17 protein-coding genes are annotated in these 22,868 nt (G+C 62.5%); 11 read left to right on the top strand and 6 right to left on the bottom strand.

All coding sequences use genetic code 11. The features are described 5' to 3' along the window. The first annotated feature begins 19 nt into the window (after positions 1 to 19). Both AC0QUY_RS19010 and AC0QUY_RS19005 read left to right on the top strand, forming a co-directional pair. Positions 20 to 1,777 carry an adenylate/guanylate cyclase domain-containing protein gene (locus tag AC0QUY_RS19010; protein ID WP_475387932.1) on the top strand — a complete coding sequence of 586 codons (1,758 nt, stop codon included), beginning with the start codon at positions 20 to 22 and terminating at the stop codon, positions 1,775 to 1,777. 228 nt (positions 1,778 to 2,005) lie between these two features. Then, positions 2,006 to 2,896, top strand: coding sequence for a LysR family transcriptional regulator (locus tag AC0QUY_RS19005; RefSeq protein ID WP_475387931.1), 891 nt, complete (start codon positions 2,006 to 2,008; stop codon positions 2,894 to 2,896). A gap of 12 nt (positions 2,897 to 2,908) precedes the next feature. Here AC0QUY_RS19005 and AC0QUY_RS19000 read toward each other — a convergent pair whose 3' ends face one another. After that, the gene (locus AC0QUY_RS19000) at positions 2,909 to 3,856 is read right to left on the bottom strand and encodes a LysR family transcriptional regulator (RefSeq protein WP_475387930.1); all 948 of its coding nucleotides are present in this window, start codon (positions 3,854 to 3,856) and stop codon (positions 2,909 to 2,911) included. 252 nt (positions 3,857 to 4,108) lie between these two features. On the opposite strand from AC0QUY_RS19000, the gene AC0QUY_RS18995 reads away from it, so the two are divergent. The 6 genes from AC0QUY_RS18995 to AC0QUY_RS18970 are packed head-to-tail and all read left to right on the top strand — an operon-like array spanning position 4,109 to position 10,102. Next, positions 4,109 to 5,203, top strand: a complete 1,095-nt coding sequence (locus AC0QUY_RS18995; protein WP_475387929.1) for an ABC transporter ATP-binding protein — start codon at positions 4,109 to 4,111, stop codon at positions 5,201 to 5,203. Positions 5,204 to 5,257: 54 nt separating this feature from the next. Continuing rightward, entirely contained in the window at positions 5,258 to 5,956 is a 699-nt protein-coding gene (locus AC0QUY_RS18990; protein ID WP_475387928.1) for an HAD family hydrolase, read from the top strand. 19 nt (positions 5,957 to 5,975) lie between these two features. Continuing rightward, positions 5,976 to 7,283, top strand: a complete 1,308-nt coding sequence (locus AC0QUY_RS18985; RefSeq protein WP_475387927.1) for an NAD(P)/FAD-dependent oxidoreductase — start codon at positions 5,976 to 5,978, stop codon at positions 7,281 to 7,283. A 37-nt stretch (positions 7,284 to 7,320) separates the two neighbouring features. Further along, the gene (locus AC0QUY_RS18980; protein WP_475387926.1) at positions 7,321 to 8,391 is read left to right on the top strand and encodes an ABC transporter substrate-binding protein; all 1,071 of its coding nucleotides are present in this window, start codon (positions 7,321 to 7,323) and stop codon (positions 8,389 to 8,391) included. Positions 8,392 to 8,450: 59 nt separating this feature from the next. Then, positions 8,451 to 9,320, top strand: coding sequence for an ABC transporter permease (locus AC0QUY_RS18975; protein ID WP_475387925.1), 870 nt, complete (start codon positions 8,451 to 8,453; stop codon positions 9,318 to 9,320). Next, positions 9,317 to 10,102, top strand: a complete 786-nt coding sequence (locus AC0QUY_RS18970) for an ABC transporter permease (protein ID WP_475387924.1) — start codon at positions 9,317 to 9,319, stop codon at positions 10,100 to 10,102. The genes AC0QUY_RS18975 and AC0QUY_RS18970 overlap by 4 nt, the downstream gene beginning before the upstream one ends. Positions 10,103 to 10,108: 6 nt before the next feature. Here AC0QUY_RS18970 and AC0QUY_RS18965 read toward each other — a convergent pair whose 3' ends face one another. From AC0QUY_RS18965 to AC0QUY_RS18945, 5 genes are all read right to left on the bottom strand, one after another. Further along, positions 10,109 to 12,412 (bottom strand): sensor histidine kinase, encoded by a 2,304-nt coding sequence (locus tag AC0QUY_RS18965; protein ID WP_475387923.1) that lies wholly within the window; start codon positions 12,410 to 12,412, stop codon positions 10,109 to 10,111. Between the two features lie 193 nt (positions 12,413 to 12,605). Continuing rightward, positions 12,606 to 13,982: a cation diffusion facilitator family transporter gene (locus tag AC0QUY_RS18960; RefSeq protein ID WP_475387922.1), complete on the bottom strand. Its 1,377-nt coding sequence runs from the start codon at positions 13,980 to 13,982 to the stop codon at positions 12,606 to 12,608. A gap of 1,021 nt (positions 13,983 to 15,003) precedes the next feature. Then, a complete protein-coding gene (locus AC0QUY_RS18955; protein WP_161853107.1) occupies positions 15,004 to 15,519 on the bottom strand; it encodes a Spy/CpxP family protein refolding chaperone in 516 nt (171 codons plus the stop codon). Between the two features lie 361 nt (positions 15,520 to 15,880). Further along, complete coding sequence (locus AC0QUY_RS18950) at positions 15,881 to 16,249, bottom strand: hypothetical protein (RefSeq protein ID WP_161853108.1); 369 nt, start codon at positions 16,247 to 16,249, stop codon at positions 15,881 to 15,883. Positions 16,250 to 16,946: 697 nt separating this feature from the next. Then, positions 16,947 to 17,171, bottom strand: a complete 225-nt coding sequence (locus tag AC0QUY_RS18945) for a hypothetical protein (RefSeq protein WP_161853109.1) — start codon at positions 17,169 to 17,171, stop codon at positions 16,947 to 16,949. 472 nt (positions 17,172 to 17,643) lie between these two features. Between AC0QUY_RS18945 and AC0QUY_RS18940 the strand changes: the two genes are divergently transcribed. From AC0QUY_RS18940 to AC0QUY_RS18930, 3 genes are all read left to right on the top strand, one after another. Then, positions 17,644 to 20,982 carry an AAA family ATPase gene (locus AC0QUY_RS18940; protein WP_475387970.1) on the top strand — a complete coding sequence of 1,113 codons (3,339 nt, stop codon included), beginning with the start codon at positions 17,644 to 17,646 and terminating at the stop codon, positions 20,980 to 20,982. A gap of 173 nt (positions 20,983 to 21,155) precedes the next feature. Next, positions 21,156 to 21,650 carry a hypothetical protein gene (locus tag AC0QUY_RS18935; protein ID WP_475387921.1) on the top strand — a complete coding sequence of 165 codons (495 nt, stop codon included), beginning with the start codon at positions 21,156 to 21,158 and terminating at the stop codon, positions 21,648 to 21,650. A gap of 269 nt (positions 21,651 to 21,919) precedes the next feature. Further along, on the top strand, positions 21,920 to 22,765 hold the full coding sequence (locus tag AC0QUY_RS18930) for a DnaJ domain-containing protein (RefSeq protein ID WP_475387920.1): 846 nt from the start codon (positions 21,920 to 21,922) through the stop codon (positions 22,763 to 22,765). Positions 22,766 to 22,868 lie beyond the last annotated feature (103 nt).

Raw genomic sequence — 22,868 nt, 5'->3', positions numbered from 1 at the left:
TTGCTTGGATGTTCTTTCGGTGATCCGTCCGCGCCGCTCCCTGTTCGCCAAGTATTTCACCACGCTGTTCGTCGCAGTGGTGGTGCCGCTGCTGCTCGGCTCGGCAACCGAAGCCTGGTTTGCCTTTCGTGACAATCGGTTCGATCTGGATGAGCTTCTCCGGGTCGAGGCCCGCTCGGCGGCCGATCGGATTCAGGCCTTCACCGATGGAATTCGCGATCAGCTCGGCTGGGTCGTGCAGTTTCCCTGGACGCAGGGCGAGGACGACCGGCGCCGGATCGACGGGCTGCGTCTGTTGCAGCAGGTGCCGGCGATCGTTTCGCTCTCGCTGATCGACCCGACCGGCACCGAACGCGTTTTCGTCTCCCGCGTCAGCATGAACCGAACCGGCCCTGGCGCTGATATGTCGGCCGATCCTGCCGTTGTCGGCGCACGCGCCAACCGGGTCTGGTACGGCCCGGTGCACTATCGGCGCGATTCCGAGCCTTACATGCGGATCGCGGTGGCGGGAAACCGTGCGGCCGCCGGGGTCGTCGTCGCCGACATCAACCTGAAACTGATCTGGGACATCATCGCGGCGATCAAGATCGGCGACACCGGCCACGCGCTTGTCGTCGACGATTCCGGACGGCTGATCGCCCACCCCGACATCAGCCTGGTGCTGCGCAGCGGTGCCGGGGCAGCCGATTTCAACCGGCTGGAGTCAGAAGTCAGCGCTGCGAACGGATCCGCGGTCACCACGACAGGCGAGGACGGTACGCCCGTCGTTGCACTCTCGGTGCGCGCCCCCAACGTGGGCTGGACGGTGATCGCCCAGCAGCCGGTCCTGGAGGCGTTCGAATCCATCCGCGCGGCGCTTTGGCGTTCCCTGATACTCATCGGCCTCGGAATCGTCTTCGCGCTTGTCCTGGCCTATTGGCGAGCGTGCCGCATGTGGGGACCGATCCGACAACTGGAGGCCGGCGTCGAACGGATCGGGATGGGGCAACTCGACCATCGCATCACGATCCAGAGCCGCGACGAACTGGAGCAACTGGCGGTCCGGTTCAACCAGATGGCGGAGGAACTCGCGGTCTCGCAGCAGAAGTCCGAGCGTATCAATCGCCTGAAACAGTTCCTGGCGCCACAGGTGGCTGAACTGGTTGAGCACTCCGATCAGGGGCTGTTGGATGCGCAGCGGCGGGAGGTGGTTGCGATTTTCGGCGATCTGCGTGGCTTCACCGCGTTTACCGCGCGTGCCGAGCCCGATGCAATTCTGGCCGTGCTGAGGCAGTACTATGAAGCCATCGGCACCGTCACGGCCCGCCATGAGGCGACCTTGATCCGCTTCGCCGGTGACGGCGTGATGGTCCTCGTCAATGCGCCCGTGGCTTGCCAGAACCCGGCGCAGCGCGGCGTTCGCCTTGCGATCGACATGCAAGCTGCCGTGCAGTCCCTGGCCGGGGCCTGGAACGCCGCTGGCTGCGCCATGGGATTCGGCGTGGGTATCGCGATGGGACCTGCAACCGTCGGAACGCTCGGCTGGCACGAACGCCTCGACTACACAGCCATCGGAAACGTGGTCAATCTTGCATCGCGGCTTTGCGATTTGGCTGATGACGCGCAGATACTGGTGGACCCGGTTGTCACCGAGCATGTCAGGGACAGTATCGCGCTTGCATCGATCGGAGAGCGGACCATCAAGGGCTACGATCATGCTCTCGAGGTTTTCGCCGTGGTCCGGACCGGAGTCCCGATGCGGCGTCACACATCGCCTGAGTTGGATCTCGTCAGCTAACGGCTTCAACGCCAGCCGGCATGGCGATGGGTATCGCTTTCGCTCCACCCATCCTCGTAGGCCGGCACGATAACGGCTGGAAATGGCTCAATTTGATAGCCCAATGATCCCGCAACATGCTCATCCGACGCCGCTTTTGAAGTATGGGCCCCCGCCCGCCCGTGCTATTTGTGGCAGCCGGGCGGGGGACCCTTGCCACCGGATCTTTAACTTCCTGGGAATGATGCCTTGATCGACAAGCTTGAACTTCTGCTCGCGCTCGCCAAGGAGCGGCATTTCGGACGGGCTGCGGAAGCTTGCGGCGTCACGCAGCCGACCATGTCGACCAGCCTGAAGCAGCTCGAGGAGATCCTGGGCGTCATGCTGGTGCAGCGCGGCTCGCGCTTCCAGGGCTTCACGCCGGAAGGCGAGCGCACGCTCGACTGGGCACGGCGCATTGTCGGCGATGCCCGGGCGATGCGGCAGGAGATCAACAGCCTCAAGGACAAGCTCTCCGGCGAGATCCGGATCGCCGCGATCCCGACCGTGCTCGGCATGGTGGCGCAGCTCACGACGCCGTACCGCGCGCGCTATCCCGACGTGCGCTTTCGCATCCAGTCCTGCACCTCGGCCGACGTGCTGGGCCTGTTGGAAAATCTCGAGGTCGATGCCGGACTGACCTATATCGAGAACGAGCCGATCGGCAAGGTCCGCACCATTCCGCTCTACAACGAGAGCTATCGCCTGCTGACGGCGCCCGATGCCATGTTCGGCGATCGCGACCGGGTCAGCTGGAAGGAGGTCGGGCAGGTGCCGCTGTGCCTGTTGACGCCGGACATGCAGAACCGCCGCATTATCGATCGCGCGCTGGCCTCCGTCGGCGCCGAGGCGACGCCGACGCTGACCTCGAACTCGCTGCTGGTGCTCTACACGCATGTGAAGACCGGGCGCTGGGCGAGCGTGATGCCCGCCAAGCTCGCTGAGACGCTGGGGCTGTCGGACTCCGTGCGCAGCATTCCGATCGTCGATCCCGTCGTCGACTACAGCATCGGCCTCGTGGTCCCGCAGCGCGACCCGATGACGCCGCTGATCGCGGCGCTGGTGCAGGTCGCCCGCGAGGTGGCGCCGACGCTGGAATGACTACGCTTGTGCCTAGTAGCTCGCTGGCATCAGCCGCAAACGCGGATAGAGGCGGTCGATGGCGGCCATGTCGTTGTGCATCTGCTCGATGATCCAGTCGCGGATCTCACCGACCACCGGCCGGATCGATCGATCGTGCGGGTGCACGAGTTCGCAAAGCCGCCGTGTCGTGGTCAGCGTTTCCGAGGCCGGCACCAACGCGCCGGTCAGCAGCCAGTGCGCCGCGACGGTAAGCCAGCCGAGCGCAATGCCTTGCCCAAGCAACGCCGCCTGCACCACCACCGCATAGTCGGAAAAACTTAGCGACTTGGCGGGGCCTGATCGCCTGGTGAGAAAGACCGGATATTCTGCCGCCCAGTCGCCCGGCGTATCGGCGAGGCGGATGATGGTGTTGGCCTCGATCGGCCCGTCCGCGCTATCAGCGTCGCGATAGGCCGGGCTGCAGATCGGCAGCATGACTTCCTTCATCACCAGCGAACCGTTTCGCTCGGGATCGTATCGATCGCGAAACCGCATGCCGAGATCGACATTGTCGACGGGCCCGCGCAGCGGACCGGAAATAAGCTGGAAGCGGAGATCGACGGTCGGAAACTGGCGCTGCAGCTTGTCGATGCGGGGCATCAGCCAATGGGTGGTGAACGCCGAAGAGACCGAGAGCGTGACCGTCTCGGTGCCCTTGCGGCGGCGGTCGATCTCGATCAGGCCGCCTTCGATGCTGCGGAATCCATCCGATACGTGGCGATAGAGGATCTCGCCTTCTTCCGTCAGGGCCGCGCGGCCATTTGTTCGGTCGAACAGACGAACGCCGAGATAATCCTCGAACTGTCCGAGCATCCGGCTTACCGCGGGCTGGGTGACGTTCAGTTCGGCGGCGGCCGCCGTGAAGCTGCCGTTGCGCGCCGCCGCGTCAAAGACGAACAGCGCGTGGCTCGAGGGCAGCTTCCGCCGGAGGTCAGGCATAACCTGATGTTATGCCGACGGTGAGAATTTGGCAATTGCCCCTGCCGGCCAACTCTGATTGGCTTGCCCGATAGCCTGCCAGGACGGGTGGGATTGAAAATCCGGCGTAGCAGGGACGGCCTCGGGAGCTGCCCTGAAGTGCCCGGTCTATAAGACGAGATCATGCCGGTTTCAACCGTCGCTTGCGTCATCGCAGGTGACGTCGATGGCGCGCATCGGTGCGCGCCCTCGGCAACGCAACGGGGTCGATCATTGGACCAGGGCGGAGAGAGCGTCGACATCAGGGCCGCGAGCAAGAACTATGACGCGGTCCGGGCACTGGACAACGTCACCCTGAACGTCGCGCCGCGCGAATTCGTGTCCCTGCTTGGGCCGTCCGGATCCGGCAAGACCACGCTGCTCGGCATCCTCGGCGGCTTCATTCAGCCCTCGTCGGGCTCGATCCATTTCGGCGACCGCGACGTGACGTTCCTGCCGCCGCACAAGCGCAACATCGGCGTGGTGTTCCAGAACTACGCGCTGTTCCCGCACATGAGCGTCGGCGAGAACGTCGCCTTTCCGCTGCGCGCGCGGCGGATTCCAAAGGCGGATTGGACGGCGAGGGTGCGCGCCGCGCTCGGGATGGTCGGGCTATCGGGCTACGAGTCGCGCGGCATTGCCCAACTCTCGGGCGGCCAGCGCCAGCGCGTGGCGCTGGCGCGCGCCATGATCTTCGAACCGCGCCTGATCCTGATGGACGAACCGCTGTCGGCGCTCGACAAGCAGTTGCGGGAGGCGATGCAGATCGAACTCCGCGAATTGCACAAGCGGATCGGCGCCACCATCATCTACGTCACCCACGACCAGCGCGAGGCGCTGACAATGAGTGACCGTGTTGCGATCCTCAAGGATGGGCGGCTGGTCCAGATCGATCGCCCGGAACGGCTGCACGATCATCCCGCCGACTCCTTCGTGGCGAGCTTCATCGGCGAGGCGAGCTTGCTGCCGGTTCGGCGCGTCGACGCCGGCAGCGTGGCGCTCGGGTCGACGGTCTTGAAAAGCGCGCGCGCAATTCCGGACGGCGAGGCGCTGATGCTCGCGGTGCACAGCGAGAAACTCCTGATTGCGAATGGGACCGCGGACGCGGTGCTGAACTGCCTCGCCGGCAAGGTCACCGACATCGTCTATCAGGGCGAAAGCCTGCGCGTGTTCCTGCAACTGGCCGACGGCACCAGCTTGAGCCTGCGCCAGCCCAGCCATTACCAGGCCTCGCGCCTGTTACCTCCCGTCGGCGGCGAACTCACCGTTACCCTTCATCCCGAAGACACCATCGTCGTGCCCAAAGCACAAGAGAAGGCGCGGGAATGAGTGCCGATCATCAAACCCGAGTGCAATACCAGACCAACCAAACAAGAGATGAAAATGTCCTATGATAGCTTCAAGGTTCTCACCTTCGACGTCGTCGGCACCTTGATCGATTTCGAAGCCGGCGTGCTCGATGCCGTGCGTCGGATCTCCGGCCGAAAGGCGGCCGAGCTCAGCGACGATCAGATCTTCGCGTCTTACAAGCGCGGCCGCGACGCTCATCCGGAGCGGTCGAGCGAAGTGATGTTTCATGTCTACCGCTATCTCGCCAAGGAACTGGGGCTGCCGGCCGACGATACCGCCTGCGATGCCTTCCAGCTCGCAGTGCTGCGCTGGCAGCCATTTTCGGATTCGGTCGAAGCGCTGAAGCGCTTGCGCACCAAGTTCCGGTTGGTCGCCATGACCAATGCGGATCGCGTCGCGCTGTCATGCTATGCCCACGCGCTCGACAATCCCTTCCACGATACCATCTGCGCCGACGACACCGGCGTTGCGAAACCCAATCCGGAATTCTTCGCCTACAACAAGGGTCGGCAATCGGCGTTCGGCTACAAGCAGTCCGAAATCCTGCACGTGGCGCAGAGCCAGCATCACGACATCGGTATCGCGCGCAAGCTTGGCTACAAGGTCTGCTGGATCGAGCGGCGCCAGGGCATGAAAGGTTTTGGCGGCACGCCGGAGGTGCCGGAGCTCACAAAGCCCGATTTCCATTTCGCCACGATGAAGGCGTTCGCCGACGCCGCGGTTGGAAGCTGAGACGGGCAGGGCAGCTGACATGGCAGAGGTCTGGACACCAATGGCACCGGTCGCCTCGCTCTGGGCGGATACAGCGGAGCTGTTGCCTGCCTTTCCGAAGCTTGCCGGCGGGGTAAAGGCCGATGTCGTCATCATCGGCGCGGGCTATACCGGGCTGTCGGCCGCGCATCACATCGCGAAGAGCGGTCTTGCGCCGGTCGTACTCGAAGCCAATCATCCCGGCTGGGGCGCAAGTGGCCGCAATGGCGGCGTCATCACCGCCAAATTCCGGCTCTCGTTCCGCGACATCGACGCCGCCCATGGCCGCGCCATGGCCAGGCGCATGTACGAGATCGCGCATGAGTCGGTCGACATGGTCGAGGAACTGGTGTCCGAATTCGGCATCGAGAGTGCGCGGCTGACGCGCAGCGGACAGGTCAAGGCCGCACACAATCAGGCGACGCTGAGGGCTGCGATCGACGAAGCCGAATGGATGAAGCGGGAGATGGGCGACACCGAGGTTCGTATCCTCGATGCCGATCAGGTGCGCGAAGAGACGGGATCGCGGGTCTTTGTTGGCGGGGTGCTCAATCCGGGTTCCGGCGGGATCCATCCGCTGAACTATCTGAGTGGCCTCGCCAGGCGCGTGGCGCAACGCGGCGTGCCGGTGTTTCAGGAGAGCCCGGTGCTCGCGCTCCGTCGCGACGGCGACGGTGTCGTGGCTGAAACGCCTGCCGGTGTCGTGCGGGCGCGCCAGGCGATCATCGCCACCAACAGCTATTCCGATTTGACGTCGGCCACCGCGCGCGTGCAGCGGACGCTGGTGCCGTTCCGCAGCGCTCTCATCGCCACCGAAAAATTGTCGCCGAATCTCGTCGGCAGCCTGATGCCGACGGGGCGCACTTACACCGAGACCAAGCGCATGATGCGCTGGTTCCGCAAGGTTGACGACCGCGTCATCTTCGGCGGACGTGGCGCCTTCGGCAAGCAGGATTCCGAAAGCGCCTTCGATGCGCTGCGCAAGGCAATGGTCGGCATCTTCCCGGAGCTTGCGGATACTCCGCTCGCGTTCAAATGGTCGGGACTTGTCGCGATGACGCTCGATTCCGTGCCACATGTCGGCCGTCTCGATGATCGCACCCTCTATTCAGTCGGCTATAACGGCGCCGGCGTCGCGATGTCGAGCCTGATGGGCCGCTACCTCGCAGCCCTCGTGCAAGGGGAGAAGGTCGATCTCGGCCTGCTCGATGCTGGTCGTCTCAAGACCATTCCATTCTATCCGTTCCGCGAGCCGGCCGTCCGCGCGGTGGCCGGCTGGTACCAGTTTCTGGACGCGATTGGGCGTTAGGAATTCCAACGCCCGGTCATAACAAGAGGGGTTGAACATGATGATTGCATCTTGCTGCCGACGCGTACTGCTCGGTGTTTCCCTTGGTGTTTGCTTTGGCACCTTCGCGACGCTGTCGGCGCTTCCGGCCAATGCGGACCAGATCACCTTCGTCTCCCAGGGCGGCGCCTACCAGAAGGCGCAAACCGTCGCGATCCTGGATCCATCAGCCAAGAAGCTTGGCATCACCATCAACCAGGACAGCATCCCCGACGCCTGGCCCGCGATCAAATCGCAGGTCGCCAGCGGCAAGCCGACCTGGGACGTAGTCGACGTGCCGACCGGCTATTGCCTGCGCGGCGGCGAGCAGGGCCTGCTTGAGAAGCTGGATTTCTCGAGATTGCCGAACGCCGCCGCGATGCCCGAGGCCTATCGTTCCCCTTACTCGGTGGCCTACGAATTCTATTCGAGCGTGCTGGCCTACAGTCAGAAGAAGTTTGCAGCAGGCGCAGCGCCCAATAGCTGGGCCGATTTCTGGGACGTGAAGAAATTCCCGGGCCGCCGCGCATTGCGCAATCACCCGATCGCGACGCTCGAGGCGGCGCTGATGGCCGACGGTGTCGCGCCCGACAAGCTCTATCCGCTGGACGTCGACCGTGCCTTCAAGAAGCTCGAGGAGATCAAGCCCAGCATCACGGTGTGGTGGACTTCGGGCGCGCAATCGGCGCAGCTCCTCAATGACGGGGAAGTCGACATGGTGATGGCCTGGAACGGCCGCGTCAGCGCGCTGACCAAAGAAGGCGCCAAGGTCGCTTTCACCTACAATCAGGGCGTCCTGCAGAGCACCTCGCTCTGCATCCTCAAGGATGCGCCCAACCTCGCGACCGCGGTCCGCTTCCTCAACGAGGCGGTGGATCCTGTCCACCAGGCCAACCTGCCGCTGCATATCGACTACGGTCCGGCCAACCCGAAGGCTTTCGATACCGGCGTCATCAAGCCGGAGCGTGTCGCGCAACTGCCGAGCGCGCCCGAGAACGCGGCTAAGCAGGCGCTGATGTCCTACGCGTGGTGGTCGTCGCCGGCCGGCGAAGCCGCGGAGAAACGCTGGGTCGGCTTCATGCAGAAGTAGTTTCGCCAGCAACCCGGCGTGGAGCTCGTCAGCGCGCCCGCGCCATCGCAGGAATCACAATGAGCAGCCCCGTGCAGGACCTCTCGGTACTCCACCAACGCCGCGAACAGCGCCTGATGCTGGCGCTGGCGCTGCCGGCGCTGCTCGTGATCCTGCTATTGGTCGTGCTGCCGGTCGGCTGGCTCGCCTGGCAATCGGTCTATCACAACGGTTTTACGCTCGAGAACTACCGCCGGATCTGGAGCGAGGACATCTACTGGCGCAGCTTTGCCCTGACGTTTCAAATCAGCCTGCTGGTGACGGTGCTGGCGCTGCTGCTTGGTTATCCGATCGCCTATGCGGCGAGCGTCGCGCCAAAACGGTGGGGCATCGTCATCCTGGCGCTGGTGGTGCTGCCGTTCTGGACCAGCGTGCTGGTCCGCGCCTATGCCTGGCTTGCACTGTTGCAACGGACCGGCGTCATCAATCAGGTACTGCGCCAGACCGGCGTGATCGACGAGCCGCTGGCGCTGGTCCATAATACCTTCGGCACCGTCGTTGCGACCCTGCACATCCTGCTGCCGTTCATGGTGCTGCCGCTCTACGCCACCATGCAGCAGATCCCGCGCGACCTGATGCAGGCCGGCGCCAGCCTCGGCGCCGGACCCGTGCTTACCTTCTGGCGGATATTCCTGCCGCTGTCGCTGCCCGGGGTGCTCGCGGGGTGCACACTGGTCTTTGTGCTCACCCTCGGTTTCTACATCACGCCTGAGTTGCTCGGGGGCGGCCGCACCATCATGATATCGATGCTGGTCAGCCGCAATGTCGAACTCTACGACCAGTGGGGCGCCGCCAGCGCCGTCGGCGTCGTGCTGCTGGTCGCGGTCGGCGTAATCTTCTTCGCCGTCAGCCGCTTCATTCCGCTCGATCGCGTGTTGGGGCAGAAATGACGATGTCCCGCCCATTCCGCATTGCCCTGGTTGTGACCTGCGCGCTGGTGCTGCTCTATCTCATTCTGCCGATCCTGATCATCGCGCCGATGTCGTTCTCGGCCGCGCGTTTCCTGACCTTCCCGCCGCCGTCGCTGTCGCTGCGCTGGTATCAGGAGTATGTCGGCAATCCGGCCTGGATGCAGGCGACCCGCGTGACGCTGACGGTCGCCGTGCTGACCGTCGTCATCGCGACGCCGCTCGGGGTTGCTGCGGCCTACGCGATCAGCCAATCGAAATGGCGTATCATGCGGCTGATCCATATGACCTTGCTGCTGCCATTGGTGGTGCCGATCATCATCACCGCGGTCGGCATCTTCTTCGTCTACGCCAAGATCGGCCTGGCCGCGACCATGACCGGCCTCGTGCTCGCCAATGTCATGCTCGGCCTGCCCTATGTCGTCATCTCGGTCGCGGCGGGGCTGCAGAGTTTTGATGCCACGCAGGAGATGGTGGCGCGCAGCCTCGGCATGAACAGGCTGCGCAGCTTCTTCGTGGTGACGCTGCCGCAGATCAAGCCCAGCGTGATCGCAGGCGGCATCTTCGCCTTCATCTCCGCGATGGACGAGACCATCGTCGCGCTGTTCATTTCCGGCGGCCAGTATCAGCCGCTGACCAAGCGGATGTTCACCGCGCTCCGCGACGAGATCGACCCGACGATCGCCGCCATTAGCACGCTGATGACTGCGGTTTCGTTCATGCTGGTGCTGGTTGCGACCAGTCGGTCAAAGAAGGGCGCGTGAGACGGGTCAGGCAGCGACCTGGTTCTTTGCCTTCGGCTGCTCGGGTTCGCGCGGCAGCACGATGCGCACCACGGTGCCGGTGCCGAGCTTCGAGCGCAGCCGCATCGTTCCGCCATGCAGGCTGGTCAGCGAGCGGGCGATGGCAAGGCCAAGGCCTGAGCCCTGGTAGGTCTTGGTGAGCTGGCTCTCGACCTGCTCGAACGGCTTGCCCAGCCGCTGCAGCGAGGCCGTCGCGATGCCGATGCCGGTATCGGCGATCATCAGCACGATCGAGTTGGGCAGTACGTGGCTGCGCACCGTGACCCTGCCGTCGTCGGGGGTGAACTTGACGGCATTGGAGAGCAGGTTGACGAAGATCTGCTTGACAGCGCGGCGATCGGCCACGACGGAGATGGTGCGTTCGATATCGGCGTCCAGCGTCAGGTTCTTGTCCTCGGCGCGGCCCGAGACCACGCGCAGCGACTCCGCCAGGATCTTCGACAGGTCGAGCGGCTCCATGTCGAGCTTCATGCGGCCGGCCTCGATCTTCGACATGTCGAGGATGTCGTTGATGACCTCGAGCAGGTATTTGCCTGATGTCAGGATGTCGTGGCAGTACTCCTGATACTTGTCCGAGCCGAGCACGCCGAACATGCCGCTGCCCATGATCTCGGAGAAGCCGATGATGGCGTTGAGCGGCGTGCGCAGCTCGTGGCTCATATTGGCGAGGAATTTCGACTTGGCCTGGTTGGCTTCCTCGGCGCGGTTCTTCTCCCGCGAATATTTTTCGGCGAGGTCGGCAAGCTCCGCCTGCGAGCGCTTCAGATCGATGACGTTGGCGCGCAGACGGGCGTCGTTCTCGATCAGCTTCTGCTCGTGCTCCTTGATGCGGGTGATATCGGTGCCGACCGAGACGTAGCCGCCGTCCTTGGTGCGGCGTTCGGAGATGTGCAGCCAGCTTCCATCGTCGAGTTGCGCCTCGAACGTGCGCGCTCCCGGCGCTTGCGCGCCGGTCTCCTGCAGTCTGGTGCGCACTTCCGGCATGCTGCCGACCTCGATCACGGTCTCATACGACGTGCCGGGGGTCACCGCCGTATCGGGCAATTTGTGCAGGCGCTGGAAGTGCGAGTTGCAGAGCACCAGGCGGTCTTCCGCGTCCCACAGCACGAAGGCTTCCGGGATGGTCTCGATCGCGTCGCGCAGCCGCAGATCGGCTTCCACGGTCTTTTCGGCGAGGCTCTTCTGCTCGGTGATGTCGACCGCGATGCCGATCAAATGCAGCCCGCCGTCGGCCAAGGTCTGGCTGAGCTCGCAGCGCACCCGCAGCCAGATCCAGTGGCCGCCGGTATGCTGCATGCGGAACGACTGGTCGATGTGGTCGAGCTTGCCGGCGATCATCTGGTCGGCAATCTCGAACAGGTCGATGTCGTCGGACTTCACCAGCGCGTTGACTTCGCCGAAGGTGAGAAGATCGTTGCGGGAATCGAGGCCGAGCATCGTGAACATCGATGCCGACCAGAAGATCCGGCCGCGCGAGAGATCCCAGTCCCACAGGCCGCAGCGGCCGCGATTGAGCGCGGTGTCGATCCGGCCGCGCACTGCATCGTTGATGAGATCGCCCTCGCGGGCGCGGGTCGACTGCCAGTGGAAGGCGAAGCCGAGGATCAGCACGACGAAGCCAGTGGTGGCCGACAGCGTTACCGACAGCGCGGCATCCGAACCCCACAGCGGCTCGTTCTTTTCCTGGATGACGATGACCTGGCCCGGCAGCGATTTGATCAGCTTCGAAATCGCCATGGCGCCATTGCCGTTCGGCAGCGTCATGTCGTTGATGACGCCCTGCTGGCCGGGCGTGGCGAGCAGTTGTGCCGTGCTGATGACGTCGAGGACGCGGTCGCTGCCGCCGAGGGCGCCCTCGACCGGGACGCGGGCCATGATCCGGTGATCGGCGCCGGTGATGATGACATGGCGGCCAGAGGCAACGCCCCAGGCCGGGATCAGGTCGGGCAGCAGGCTCTGCAGCCGCTCGATATTGAGGGCGCGGTCCTGCCGAACCGCGGCAACACGGTCGAGGCGCTCGGCGAGCAGATCGGTGAGCGCAGAGAGGTCGCGCTTCATCGCAGCGCGCTTCTGCCGGCTCTGGTCGATCACCTGAACGAAGGCGCCGAGGCAGATGGTGATGAGGAAGGCGATGATGAGCGTCGGCACGGCGCGACGAAGCGCCGGCTCGGCGGTGAGCAGCCGGTGATAGGCAGGTTTCGCGATCGATTGCGCCAATCCTTTGATCGAATCGGATTGAACGTACGCGTTCGCCGCGTGCGCTCGCGCCATGCCGTAGACCCCCGCCGAAAGCCTTTTTGCACACTGACCGGAAGCGCGCCACACAGCTTCCGAATCAGAACGATTTGAATCCACTTTTTTGGGGCTGTCGAGAGTCAACGATTCGTTAATTCGAAATAAATCTTGTCCAACGCAAATTAAGGCATCGCCGAGGCGAGTCCGAAACGGGAACGGGTCCGCAAAGCTACGCGCGCGGCGGCTCGGCATGGCTGATCACGCGCTTGATCGACGGGAACGCGCGGCGCAGCGCGCGCTCGATCTCGTCGACGTTCTCGTGCACTTTGATGACGCTCATCGACCGCGCGGCGCGGCAATGGAAGTTAACGATTTCGCCGGCGTCGGTGTCGCGCACACGCACATTGTGAATGTCGTGGATCGCGCCGTTGCCGGCAAAGCGCATCAGCGCGGCCTTGATCTCTTCGACGCGCCCGGGCGCGGCGTCGGTGCCGTGCGGCAGCTCCGGCTCGAGCGGCTCGATGTGGGTATCGACCTCGACGTCCTCGCCAAAATCTTCGCGGATGCTGTGCTCGAGGTCGTGGGCGATGTCGTGCGCGGCCAAAAGTTCCATGTCGCCGTCGACTTCGAGGTCGAGGCTGACGATCAGCTTCTCGCCGAGATCGTGCACGGTGACATGGTGGACGGCGAGGCCGGAATTGCGGGCGATCACCATGACGCGCTCGCGCACGCTCTCATTGTCGCGCGCGACCGGCACCGCGGTGAAGGTGAGGTCGGCGTCGCCGAGCGCCTTGCTGACGGCCGCCTGCGCGGACTTCTTGATCGCCTCGACGCGGTCGATCGGATAGGTGCGCGGCACCTTGGCGATGGCGTCGATGAAATGCGTCGGCCCGACCATACGCACGCGCACGCGTTCGACGCCGACCACGCCCGGTACCGCGCGGATCGCGGCGGTCGCCTTTTCCGAAGCGCCCTCCGGCGCGCGGTCGAGCAGGGTTTCGATGGTGGAGCGTCCGAGCCGCAGGCCGAGGACCGAGATCATCACGGCGACCGCAATCGCCGCGACCGAGTCGCCCCAGGCAAAGCCGATGCCGGTCAGCACGAGGCCGATGATGACGGCGATCGAGCCGAGCACGTCGGAGGCAAAATGCAGGGCATCCGCCGCCAGCGCCTGGCTCCGCGTCTGGCGCGCCGTGCGATGCAACGCCCGCGCGCGCCAGAAATTCACTGCGATATCGATCACCAGCACGACGAAGGGAATCGCCGAAAGGGTGGGCGGCGGCGCACCCTCGCTCAGCCGGCTCCAGGATTCGACCAGGATGCCGCCGGCGAGCACATAGAGCAGCGCGATGACAAACAGCGCCGACAGGCTCTCGAACTTGCCATGGCCGTAGTGATGCTCCGCGTCGGCCGGCTGGTCGGACACCCGCACCACCAGCCAGGTGATGACGGTCGCGATCACGTCGACGGAGGAGTGCAGCGCCTCGGAGATCAGCGCCAGCGAGCCGATCGCGATGCCGACCGCAAATTTCGCCGCCGCCATGCCGGCGCTGGCGAAGATCGAGATCGCCGCGACATTGGTCTTGAGGGTAGGGCGACTGGTCATGGCCGGCGGTTTAGCAGGGGGGCACTTAACATGAAAGGCAGGGGTTGCAGGCGCTATCGCAACTCGTTTGCAGGAGCATTTGTTGCGAATTGTACCTGAGCTTGGAGACCGTCATTGCGAGCCAACGGGTCGCGCGAATGCGCGCCCGGTTGGCTCGCAATGACGTGGCAACCATTGAATACAGCTCCGCATTCTCGCGGCGCTAAGCCCGAGCTTTGCAAATTCATTCGCCCAAAGAGAAGAGGGCGCAGGGAATGCCGGGTGCTTGCTGCACCCGCGGTCTCGTGTGCAAATAGCGCAAAGGAAAACGCACACGAGCATACAGGTACAGCCGAGGCACTCCGGCATTCCCTGCGCGATGGTTTGACGGCTTATGCCGAGCTCTCCCTGGAGACGAATTCCTCTTGCCTCCATCGCTGCCGGCTTGATGGCCAATCGATCCGGTCGGATCAAACTCGCCACCGGCAGCTTGGCACCAGCCACGGGTGTCAGGACCACACGGTTTTGCCGTACGCTTCAGCGCCGTACGTCCTGCGCGCCGTGTCCGCTCACGGCCAAAGCCGCCCCGCGAACAGCCTCTCGCGCCGACGCTGCCGCGTCCACCGCATCCCGCCCCACGTTCGTGACGATGGCCAACGCCCCTCTTGTCGGGACGGGATGGCCGGATTTGTAAGCGTGATTTGGGTCTGCGGCGAAGCGGAATATTTTTGATGCGACGGCTGGACGGGGCAAATCACGTTGAAGTCGTTATGGAAAATAGATTATTCGAGAAAAATCGATTTTTGCGCCCGCCGGATATTTGTCAACGAACGGGACAAAGCCGCACGGCCGGTTGCTGACTTCTGCACCAACAGAACTAAGGCGCCCTACGCACTGGCTTCCGCCTTCGTAGGCAGAAGCAGACAGAAAAGCCTGGGGAAGTCGGCCCTTGACCCAAAGCCGACTTTGCCCAGGCTTGAAATCAGTCAACCGCATATGCTCCGCGCACGATGCGGCAGCTCATTATTCGACTTGCCTTGCTTCAGTCCTCTTCGTCGGGCTGTGCACGGCGCCGTTCTACGGCCTCGCTCATATCGTGGAGTACAAAGAGCGCGAGGGCCGCCATGTGCCGCCGCTGTTCGGGGCTAAACGTCTTGTAGAGTGGCTGCCACGCTTCGGCGAGCTTGTCCAAATCGGCTGATCGTTGAGCCAAAGCTTCCGAGCGTCGTTGCATGAACGCGATGGGATCACGATTGCGCATGACCTCGATGGAGTTCTGGTCGACCCGTCTGCCCACCGTTTCCGAGACTTTTGCAACGCGGGCTTTCCGGTCCTCCGCCCTGGCACGAATGGCGCTCTCGACAGGCGGCCATAATTTTTCCTGGTCAGGTGTGAGCTGCAACGCGGCCTTCACCAGTTCAATGCGCAAGTCCGTCAGCGAATTCCGGTCGGCTATATTCAGCCGTTCCGGAGTCGCGGGAGAGGGAGTTTGCGCGTGGGCAATCGGCGATGCCGTAAGGAAGAGTGCAGTTGCTCCAACCACTACTATTTTGATCATCGGCGATCTCCTAGGTAGATGGCCCCCAGGCATCGCGCAACAGAGATCGCGTCCGCGAAATCGCGTTGATCCAAATCAAGGGACAAGAGAAAGTCCTTTGATGCGCACACCAAGCTACCGGTGTGTCCGCCCGTGCGCCGGTATTCGGCGGCGGACATCAACTCTCGCCGATAGTTCTACTGCGTCACACCCATTCAAATCCTCATCCTGAGGAGCCGCCAACGGGTCGCGCAAACGCGCGCCCGATGACAGGCTCCGCGGCGTCTCGAAGGATGCAGGCCCGCCTGCGGCCTCATGGTTCGAGACGCGCTCCGCACCGTAAGGGGCATGACGCAGTAGGATTAGCCTCCACGCTGCGGGTTCAAAGACCTCCTCGCGGTAGGAAGAAGCAAAGCTCGATTCCCGTGTGCCGGTTAATGAACAGCACGGGGACGCGATCAGGCGTGTCTTCTTCTTTTATGATGTCGGGCGGGATGGTTTTCCACTCGCCGTCTTTCAGGTACTGCCACTGGTCCGAGCGATCTTCGCCAACCCTGAAGCGGGTCTTGAAGACGTCGCCGTTGTCGCAGCAGGATTTCCAGGGAACACCGAGACGCTTCCGAGCGGCGGCGTTCATTTCCTGCTTGTTGAACCATTCGTGGTTGGGCATCGACGGATCGTGCGCGTCAGCCTGAAAGGAAAACAAGACAAGAAGACCGAATGCCGTCAGTACGCGACCGAACGCTTTCATGGCAGCCTCCATTCTGGACTGTCACCAAACGCGAATCACACGAATTCTCCGGCAACCAATCAGGCCACACTCATAGGAAAATGGAATCGCATTTTCTGAGCGACCCGCTCATTTAAGCACCACTGTTGTTTTTCTGTTGGTGTTCTACCGCACAAGCGGCCCGTATTATTACCGGTACCTCCTGACCTTTCTCTTCCCCCAATCATACGCATGGCGCGACGGACCCACGCAAAAAGACGTCCGTCGTTCCGTCGCGGCATCAAGTGAGCGTGATATGTGAGGCGGTTCACATCTGGAAATCGCGAGTTGATTTAACGCCCTCGCAAACCCGGTTTCGGGAGGGTGCGATGCCCTTGTTCAACAGCCACATCAGTTGGCGGGGAATGGCTGCCACGGTGGTGGTCGAGCTTCTCATCTTGCTCGCACTTGCGTTCGCCGTTGTTAGTTACGTCGAATGGTCATCGAATACCGTCGTAGCCGAGTTTATGCGTGCGACTGAGTCGTCGGCATCTGATCCGAGGGCATCTGATCCGAGCCATTTCGAGGAATCTTCAGCTCGGATTCAGCCGCCCAAGGGATCAACGGGCTGCCCCGTGGGCAAGAAATCGCTGCCAACGCAACTAGCGCCCTTGCCGTGAGCTATAGACTAATTCGGCCGCGTGCGCTCAACGCGCGCATCGTGCGCGACGGAACGATTTCATCCGCGGCCGGCGAGCTCGACCGGAGTTCGGTAGAGCTCGTTACTGTCACCGTCGGTGACGCGCACGGCGCATCCTGTGGAACACAGCTCGGGACGAACGATACGAAGCTCGCTCGCGAGGCTTTCAGCTTTATCGATCGCGTTTTCCGTATTCTCGAGGATCATACCGCCCTGGTATTTGAACTCCGCACCGATGACGAGATCAAAATTGAAGTATGGCATTGTCCAGCCCCCAGCCAAGTTTCAATCGCACTGAATCTAACCTGAGTCTGGCTGGTTCCTTCATTACAACTCTGATCCTGCGATCTGATTGTGGTCGCCTGTTGCGTTTCGGTATCGCGACCGCACCGGCGCGTGCACGAATGACGAGCACCTGCAGGTCGTTCGGTTGCGGTTCGTAGGATGGGGAGCCAACGGGTCGCGCGAACGCGCGCCCGATGACAGGCTCCGCGATATCAATCAATGCGTCCGTTCACACCGGCGATGGGTTTCGCTGCGCTCTCTACCCATCCTGCGAAAACACCCGTTGCGATCTCGCAGCACCGCCACGCTTTAGAGGTGGGCCTGACATGGTCAACTCCAAACGCTGGCTTCCGATTTAGAATCATTGTGGAACCCTGAGACCGATGACCCGGAGTTGTGACCAAGATCATATGGGTCGCTCGACTTTCGACGCATCGTATTGGCGTTATTGATGTCCGTTGAGGTACGGATGCACTGCACGAATTGCGCAGCCGAAGTCCCGGAGCAAAGAAAATTCTGTGGCCAGTGCGGAGCGGCGGTCGTGCGGCGTTGTCCGACCTGCGGCGTGGCGAACCCGGCCCTGAACAGGTTTTGCGGCGACTGCGGGACCAAATTACGCGTGGAGTCTCACGCGGTGGCAACGACGGCGCGTGACGCGCGGCCGATCGAGCGCCGGCAGCTTACCGTACTGTTTTGTGATCTGGTCGGGTCGACTGAACTTTCCGCGAGGCTGGATCCCGAAGACTTCAGCGCAATCATCGCCGGCTACCGGCGCTGCATTGCTGAAACCGTTGCCCGCTTCGACGGCTTTGTCGCGCGACATCATGGGGACGGCGCGGTCGTATGTTTTGGCTATCCTCACGCGCACGAGGACGACGCGGAGCGCGCGGTTCAGGCCAGTCTCGCACTGGTGCAGGCGATTGCCGCCTTGCCGGCGAAAGAGAAGTTGAGCGCGCGCGTCGGCGTTGCAACTGGCGTTGCGATTGTCGGTGACATGTCTGATAGCGCGATTTCCGAGGAGCATGGCATCCTCGGCGATACGCCGAATCTTGCCGCCCGACTGCAATCGCTCGCCGAGCCCGGCTGTGTTGTTATCTCGGGCCGCACAAAGACGATCGCGGGACCGCAGTTCGAGTATCTCGATCTCGGTAAGGTCGAGATCAAGGGATTGGCAAAACCAGTCGCTGCCTGGCAAGTCGCAGGCAAGACAGCGGTGACCAGCCGATCGCACGCTCTCCAAAGCCGCGACTTGCTGCCGCTGATCGGTCGTGATGAAGAAATGGAGCTGCTTCTGAGCCGATGGAAGCGGGCCAAGGGTGGCGAAGGTCAGGTGGTGCTGCTCTCCGGTGAAGCGGGGATCGGCAAATCACGGCTCACCGTCGCGCTGCTGGAACAGCTTGCTCGCGAGCCGCACATACGTGTGCGTTGCTTCTGCTCACCGCAGCATACCGACAGCACGCTCTATCCGGTGATCGGCGAGATGTTGCGCGCCGCTCGCTTTGCTCACGATGACAGCCAGCAAGTAAAAAGGGACAAGCTTGACGCGTTGCTGGCGCAAAGCTCCACGCCACCTCAGGATGCGGCGCTGTTTGCCGAACTGCTGTCGCTGCCCAACGATGGACGCTACCCTCCGGTTGAAGTCGAGCCGCAGCTCCGTCGTCAGCAAACACTGAAAGCTCTTGCTTCGCAAATCGAGGCGCTGGCGCGGATCAATCCCGTGCTGGTGATTTTCGAAGATGCGCATTGGGCCGATCCAACCAGCCTCGAACTATTCGCCCGGACGGCGGACCTGGCCGTCAGTCACCGGCTCCTGATACTCGTTACTTTCAGGCCGGAATTCAGCCCGCCCTTGACTGGACGGCCGCACGTGACTGAGTTGACCCTCAATCGGCTGGCGCCGCGCGACATCGATTTCCTGATCGAGGGAGTCGTCGGCAACCGATCGCTGCCGGTGGGTATCCGCCAGGACATTATCGAGCGCACCGACGGCATTCCACTGTTCGCCGAGGAGATGACCAAAGCGGTGCTGGACGCTGAGGGCGAGAGTGATGTGCAGCGGACCTTTGCGGGGACGCCGACGCCTGTCGTGGCGGTTCCGGCGAGCCTGCAGGCTTCTCTGATGTCGCGGCTCGACCGGCTCGGCCCGGCGAAAGACATCGCGCAGGTCGGCGCGGCGATCGGCCGGGCATTTTCCCAGATGTTGCTGGCTGCGCTTGTGCGAAAGCCAAAGGAAGAACTGGACTCCGACCTCGAACGGCTCGTTGCGGCGGGTCTGCTGTTTCGACACGGCACCCCGCCGCATGCGAGCTACCTGTTCAAGCATGCGCTGGTGCAGGACGTTGCCTACAATACGCTGCTGCGAGAGCCGAGGCGCGCGCTGCATGCGCGCATCGCCGAAATCCTTGAAAGCCAGTTTCCGGAAATAGCCGATAGCCAGCCCGAACTACTCGCTCGTCACTACACAAAGGCCGACCTGATCGAGAAGTCAGCGCGTCTGTGGGGCAAGGCGGGACAGCGGTCACAGGAGCGCTCGGCGCTGATCGAAGCAGCAGAACAGCTTGACCAGGCTCTGGCGCAAATAGCAACCTTGCCCAGCACGCCCGACCTGCGGCGCGAGCAGATCATCCTGCAAGTTGCGCTCTTGAACACGCTGATGCATGTCAAGGGATACGGCGCGCCCGAAACCAAGACTGCCGTGGCGCAGGCGAGGGCGTTTATCGAGCAAGCGGAACAGCTTGGAGAGTCTCTCGATGACCCCTCGTTGCTGCTCTCAACCCTCTTTGGGCAGTGGATCGTCAATTTCATAAACTTTAATGGTGACGTTGCGCGTGAGCTCGCGGCTCGGTTTCTGGCGCTCGGCGAGAACGAGGGGGCGGCGGTGCCGCGCATGATCGGGCACCGCACCATGGCGAGTACGCTCGCGCTGAGGGGAGACCTCGTGGGGGCGAAGGTGCACTACAACGAAGCCCTCGCCCTCTATCGTCCTGCCGAGCACCGCCGATTGATGACGCGATTTGGCCAGGACCTGCGGGTGACGTGCCTGGCCTTCCGTTCAATGGCCTCATGGCTGCTCGGCTATCCCCAGGCTGCGCTGAACGACGCAGACTGCGCGCTGATGGAAGCGCGCCAGATCGATCATGCGGCCACGTTGATGTTTACGCTGAACTTTCCGATCCTTGTTAATACCTATTGCGGGAATTACCACGCGGCAAATACGCATCTCAAAGAGCTTGTCGCGCTGGCGGAGGAGAAGAGCGCTCCGTTCCGGAAAGCGGAAGGCGTGTTGCGGCGGGGCTATATCCTGACCCTCACGGGAGCCGCGAAAGCGGTCGAGACCGTCTCGACGGGTATTGATTTATGGCGGTCGGCCGGATCGACGATATTTACGCCGGAGCAGGAGTTCATGCTGGCAATTGCGCATGCGGATTCCGGCCAATTCGATGATGCCTGGCGCTGCATCGGCAACGCAATGACAGCGATGCGGGAAACCAAGGAAAGATGGTGCGAGGCTGAGGCTCATCGTGTCGCCGGTGAAATCGCGCTCAGATGGCCGCAGCGGGACGAGGCGAAGGCGCAAGCGTATTTCGAGCATTCCCTGGCCATTGCGCGAGCGCAGCATGCAAAATCGTGGGAATTGCGCGCGGCCACCAGCTCGGCGCGGCTCTTGAACTGTCAGGGCAAACGGAAAATGGCACGCGACCTTCTCGCGCCCATCTACGATTGGTTCACCGAAGGCTTTGACACAAGTGATCTGCGAAAGGCCAAGGCCTTGCTCGGCGAGATCAGTTGAAGGCGCCTTCGGTCATCAACGAGCCGGTCGCCACCGCGGATGATTTAGGTTTCATTCATCGTAATTATTAGAGTTCAATTCAAATTTTCCGTTCATGATCGCCGCGTTTCTCGCGGCATTTCATTTTTGATCGGCAGCTCCAACACGGCTCGCGTTGCTACGGAAGCATTGTCATGGCGATCGCTGGTGCAGCGTTTCGTGCTCAGGATTCTTGCGGGCTTCTAACCGGGCGGCTGCATGCCGCCAGCTTGAAATCGCACGCCCCAAAGTTGCTGGCCGCCTGCGCTGTCCTGTTCTCGATCTCGGTCGCCGGTTGCGCGCGCAATCCCGCGCCGCGTGAATTCAATCCAGCCCAGCGCGAAGTCAAAGCGTCTCCCACCCGTGCGGTCGTGCGCGCCCGCCGCCCCTCTGAACAGCGTCGATATTCGGAGCCAAGAATTCGGCGGCCGGACCCGGCGCTGCTTTCCCCACAGCCTGCGCCCGATTGCGAGTTCAAAATATCCGACCTGAAGACTGTGGATCCGGATCGGTGGGCCCGCTTGAAGGTCGAGTACGAGCGACAGTGCTATCAGGATGCAGAGAAGGCTGCGCGCGACCGCCTGATCTTGCTGCAGGCGTCAGCTACGTGCGAAATCGAGCCGGCTCGACAGCGAACGCCAGTCCGGTAGCAACCCAGGGTAGCCAGCGCCTCACCGCCGACTGCGTGTCGGTTGCGCTTCGCATGACCCGTGCACAGGTGCGGCGCGCACTTCTAGATTGTGCTCAACATCCACTGTCGAGGCGTAAGCCCTGTGTCTTCCAGATGACAATGGTGTGGCGTTCGTCCTTAATTTTGTCGTTCTTTTGCCGTGCCGCCGTTTCACGTTTTCGCCGGTGGGATTCGATTTTACTGTGCTTTGCTGGGGAGGAAAGAGTATTAATTTTTTAGAGAGTAGTTATGAAAACTCTTTACGATATTGTTGGCGCACTTCCGGACGACGACGCGGAAGATTTGCGAGTTGCATTTCGCAAGGCCGTTAAGGCGAACCATCCTGACCTCAATCCCGGTAATCCGGAAGCTGCACACACGTTTCGGCGGATCGTGCGTGCTAACGCCATTCTGAGCGATCAACGGCAACGAGATGCCTATGATCGGCTGCTCGAGGCCGCGCGCCGGCAGCAGCGACAGAAGCCAAAGCGCAGTGCCTTCGCCGCCGCCATCCGCAGGCTCGGCGTTGACGCGATGGCGAGTGCGGTTGCGGCGACAGTGTTTATCGGCGGCTACCTGCTACTTAAGCCTGTGGAAAGGCTGCCGCTCGCTTCCGCAGCGGTGACTGAGATATCCAGGTACGAACCAGTGCAGACAGTCGCCGGCAGATCGACCGAACTATCTTCACAGGAGCGAGCCAGCCCAGGCGACAAGCCTGAAGATGTCGGGGCGGACCTGAATCCGCAGGACCTCAAAGAGCCGACCAAGGTGGCCAGCGTTTCACCCGCGGTGACGACAGGCAGTGCTTCTGCTGCAAGAGATGTTGTCCCGACTACTGACTCGAAGCCCAAAGACGTCAAATATTATCGAGAACGAGGCAGCTCGGCATATCGTAGCGGGGATCTGTACATCGCTTTGGCCAATTTCGATCTGGCGATCCAGCAGGATCCCGCTTGTTCGGACTGCTATGTTGATCGCGGGATTGTCCTGCACCGTATGGGCGATCAGAAGGGTGCATTTTCCGATGTGGCCGAAGCCAAGCGCATTGATGCCTTGAGTAGAAGCAAGCCTGTTTCCGACGCCGGCGCGCGCTAACGGGTTTGCGCAGCGCGCGGCCCGATGACCGGCTCTCTCGTAACCTGCCGGCGCTTCTCAAACAGAATGGCGGATGGTGTTTCCGCCTTCCATCGCTGGTCCA

The organism is Bradyrhizobium sp. WYCCWR15520, assembly GCF_056174665.1.
Note: the sequence above shows the minus strand (reverse complement) of the source record. Positions and strands in the feature narration are given on the sequence as shown.

What these genes read in the sequence shown, in the direction of transcription:
- AC0QUY_RS19000 (WP_475387930.1), bottom strand. Translation starts at nt 3,856, where the DNA reads ATGCCTGACCTCCGGCGGAAGCTGCCCTCGAGCCACGCGCTGTTCGTC.
- AC0QUY_RS18990 (WP_475387928.1), top strand. Translation starts at nt 5,258, where the DNA reads ATGTCCTATGATAGCTTCAAGGTTCTCACCTTCGACGTCGTCGGCACC.
- AC0QUY_RS18985 (WP_475387927.1), top strand. Translation starts at nt 5,976, where the DNA reads ATGGCAGAGGTCTGGACACCAATGGCACCGGTCGCCTCGCTCTGGGCG.
- AC0QUY_RS18980 (WP_475387926.1), top strand. Translation starts at nt 7,321, where the DNA reads ATGATGATTGCATCTTGCTGCCGACGCGTACTGCTCGGTGTTTCCCTT.
- AC0QUY_RS18975 (WP_475387925.1), top strand. Translation starts at nt 8,451, where the DNA reads ATGAGCAGCCCCGTGCAGGACCTCTCGGTACTCCACCAACGCCGCGAA.
- AC0QUY_RS18970 (WP_475387924.1), top strand. Translation starts at nt 9,317, where the DNA reads ATGACGATGTCCCGCCCATTCCGCATTGCCCTGGTTGTGACCTGCGCG.
- AC0QUY_RS18965 (WP_475387923.1), bottom strand. Translation starts at nt 12,412, where the DNA reads ATGGCGCGAGCGCACGCGGCGAACGCGTACGTTCAATCCGATTCGATC.
- AC0QUY_RS18960 (WP_475387922.1), bottom strand. Translation starts at nt 13,982, where the DNA reads ATGACCAGTCGCCCTACCCTCAAGACCAATGTCGCGGCGATCTCGATC.
- AC0QUY_RS18955 (WP_161853107.1), bottom strand. Translation starts at nt 15,519, where the DNA reads ATGATCAAAATAGTAGTGGTTGGAGCAACTGCACTCTTCCTTACGGCA.
- AC0QUY_RS18950 (WP_161853108.1), bottom strand. Translation starts at nt 16,249, where the DNA reads ATGAAAGCGTTCGGTCGCGTACTGACGGCATTCGGTCTTCTTGTCTTG.
- AC0QUY_RS18945 (WP_161853109.1), bottom strand. Translation starts at nt 17,171, where the DNA reads ATGCCATACTTCAATTTTGATCTCGTCATCGGTGCGGAGTTCAAATAC.
- AC0QUY_RS18940 (WP_475387970.1), top strand. Translation starts at nt 17,644, where the DNA reads ATGTCCGTTGAGGTACGGATGCACTGCACGAATTGCGCAGCCGAAGTC.
- AC0QUY_RS18935 (WP_475387921.1), top strand. Translation starts at nt 21,156, where the DNA reads ATGGCGATCGCTGGTGCAGCGTTTCGTGCTCAGGATTCTTGCGGGCTT.
- AC0QUY_RS18930 (WP_475387920.1), top strand. Translation starts at nt 21,920, where the DNA reads ATGAAAACTCTTTACGATATTGTTGGCGCACTTCCGGACGACGACGCG.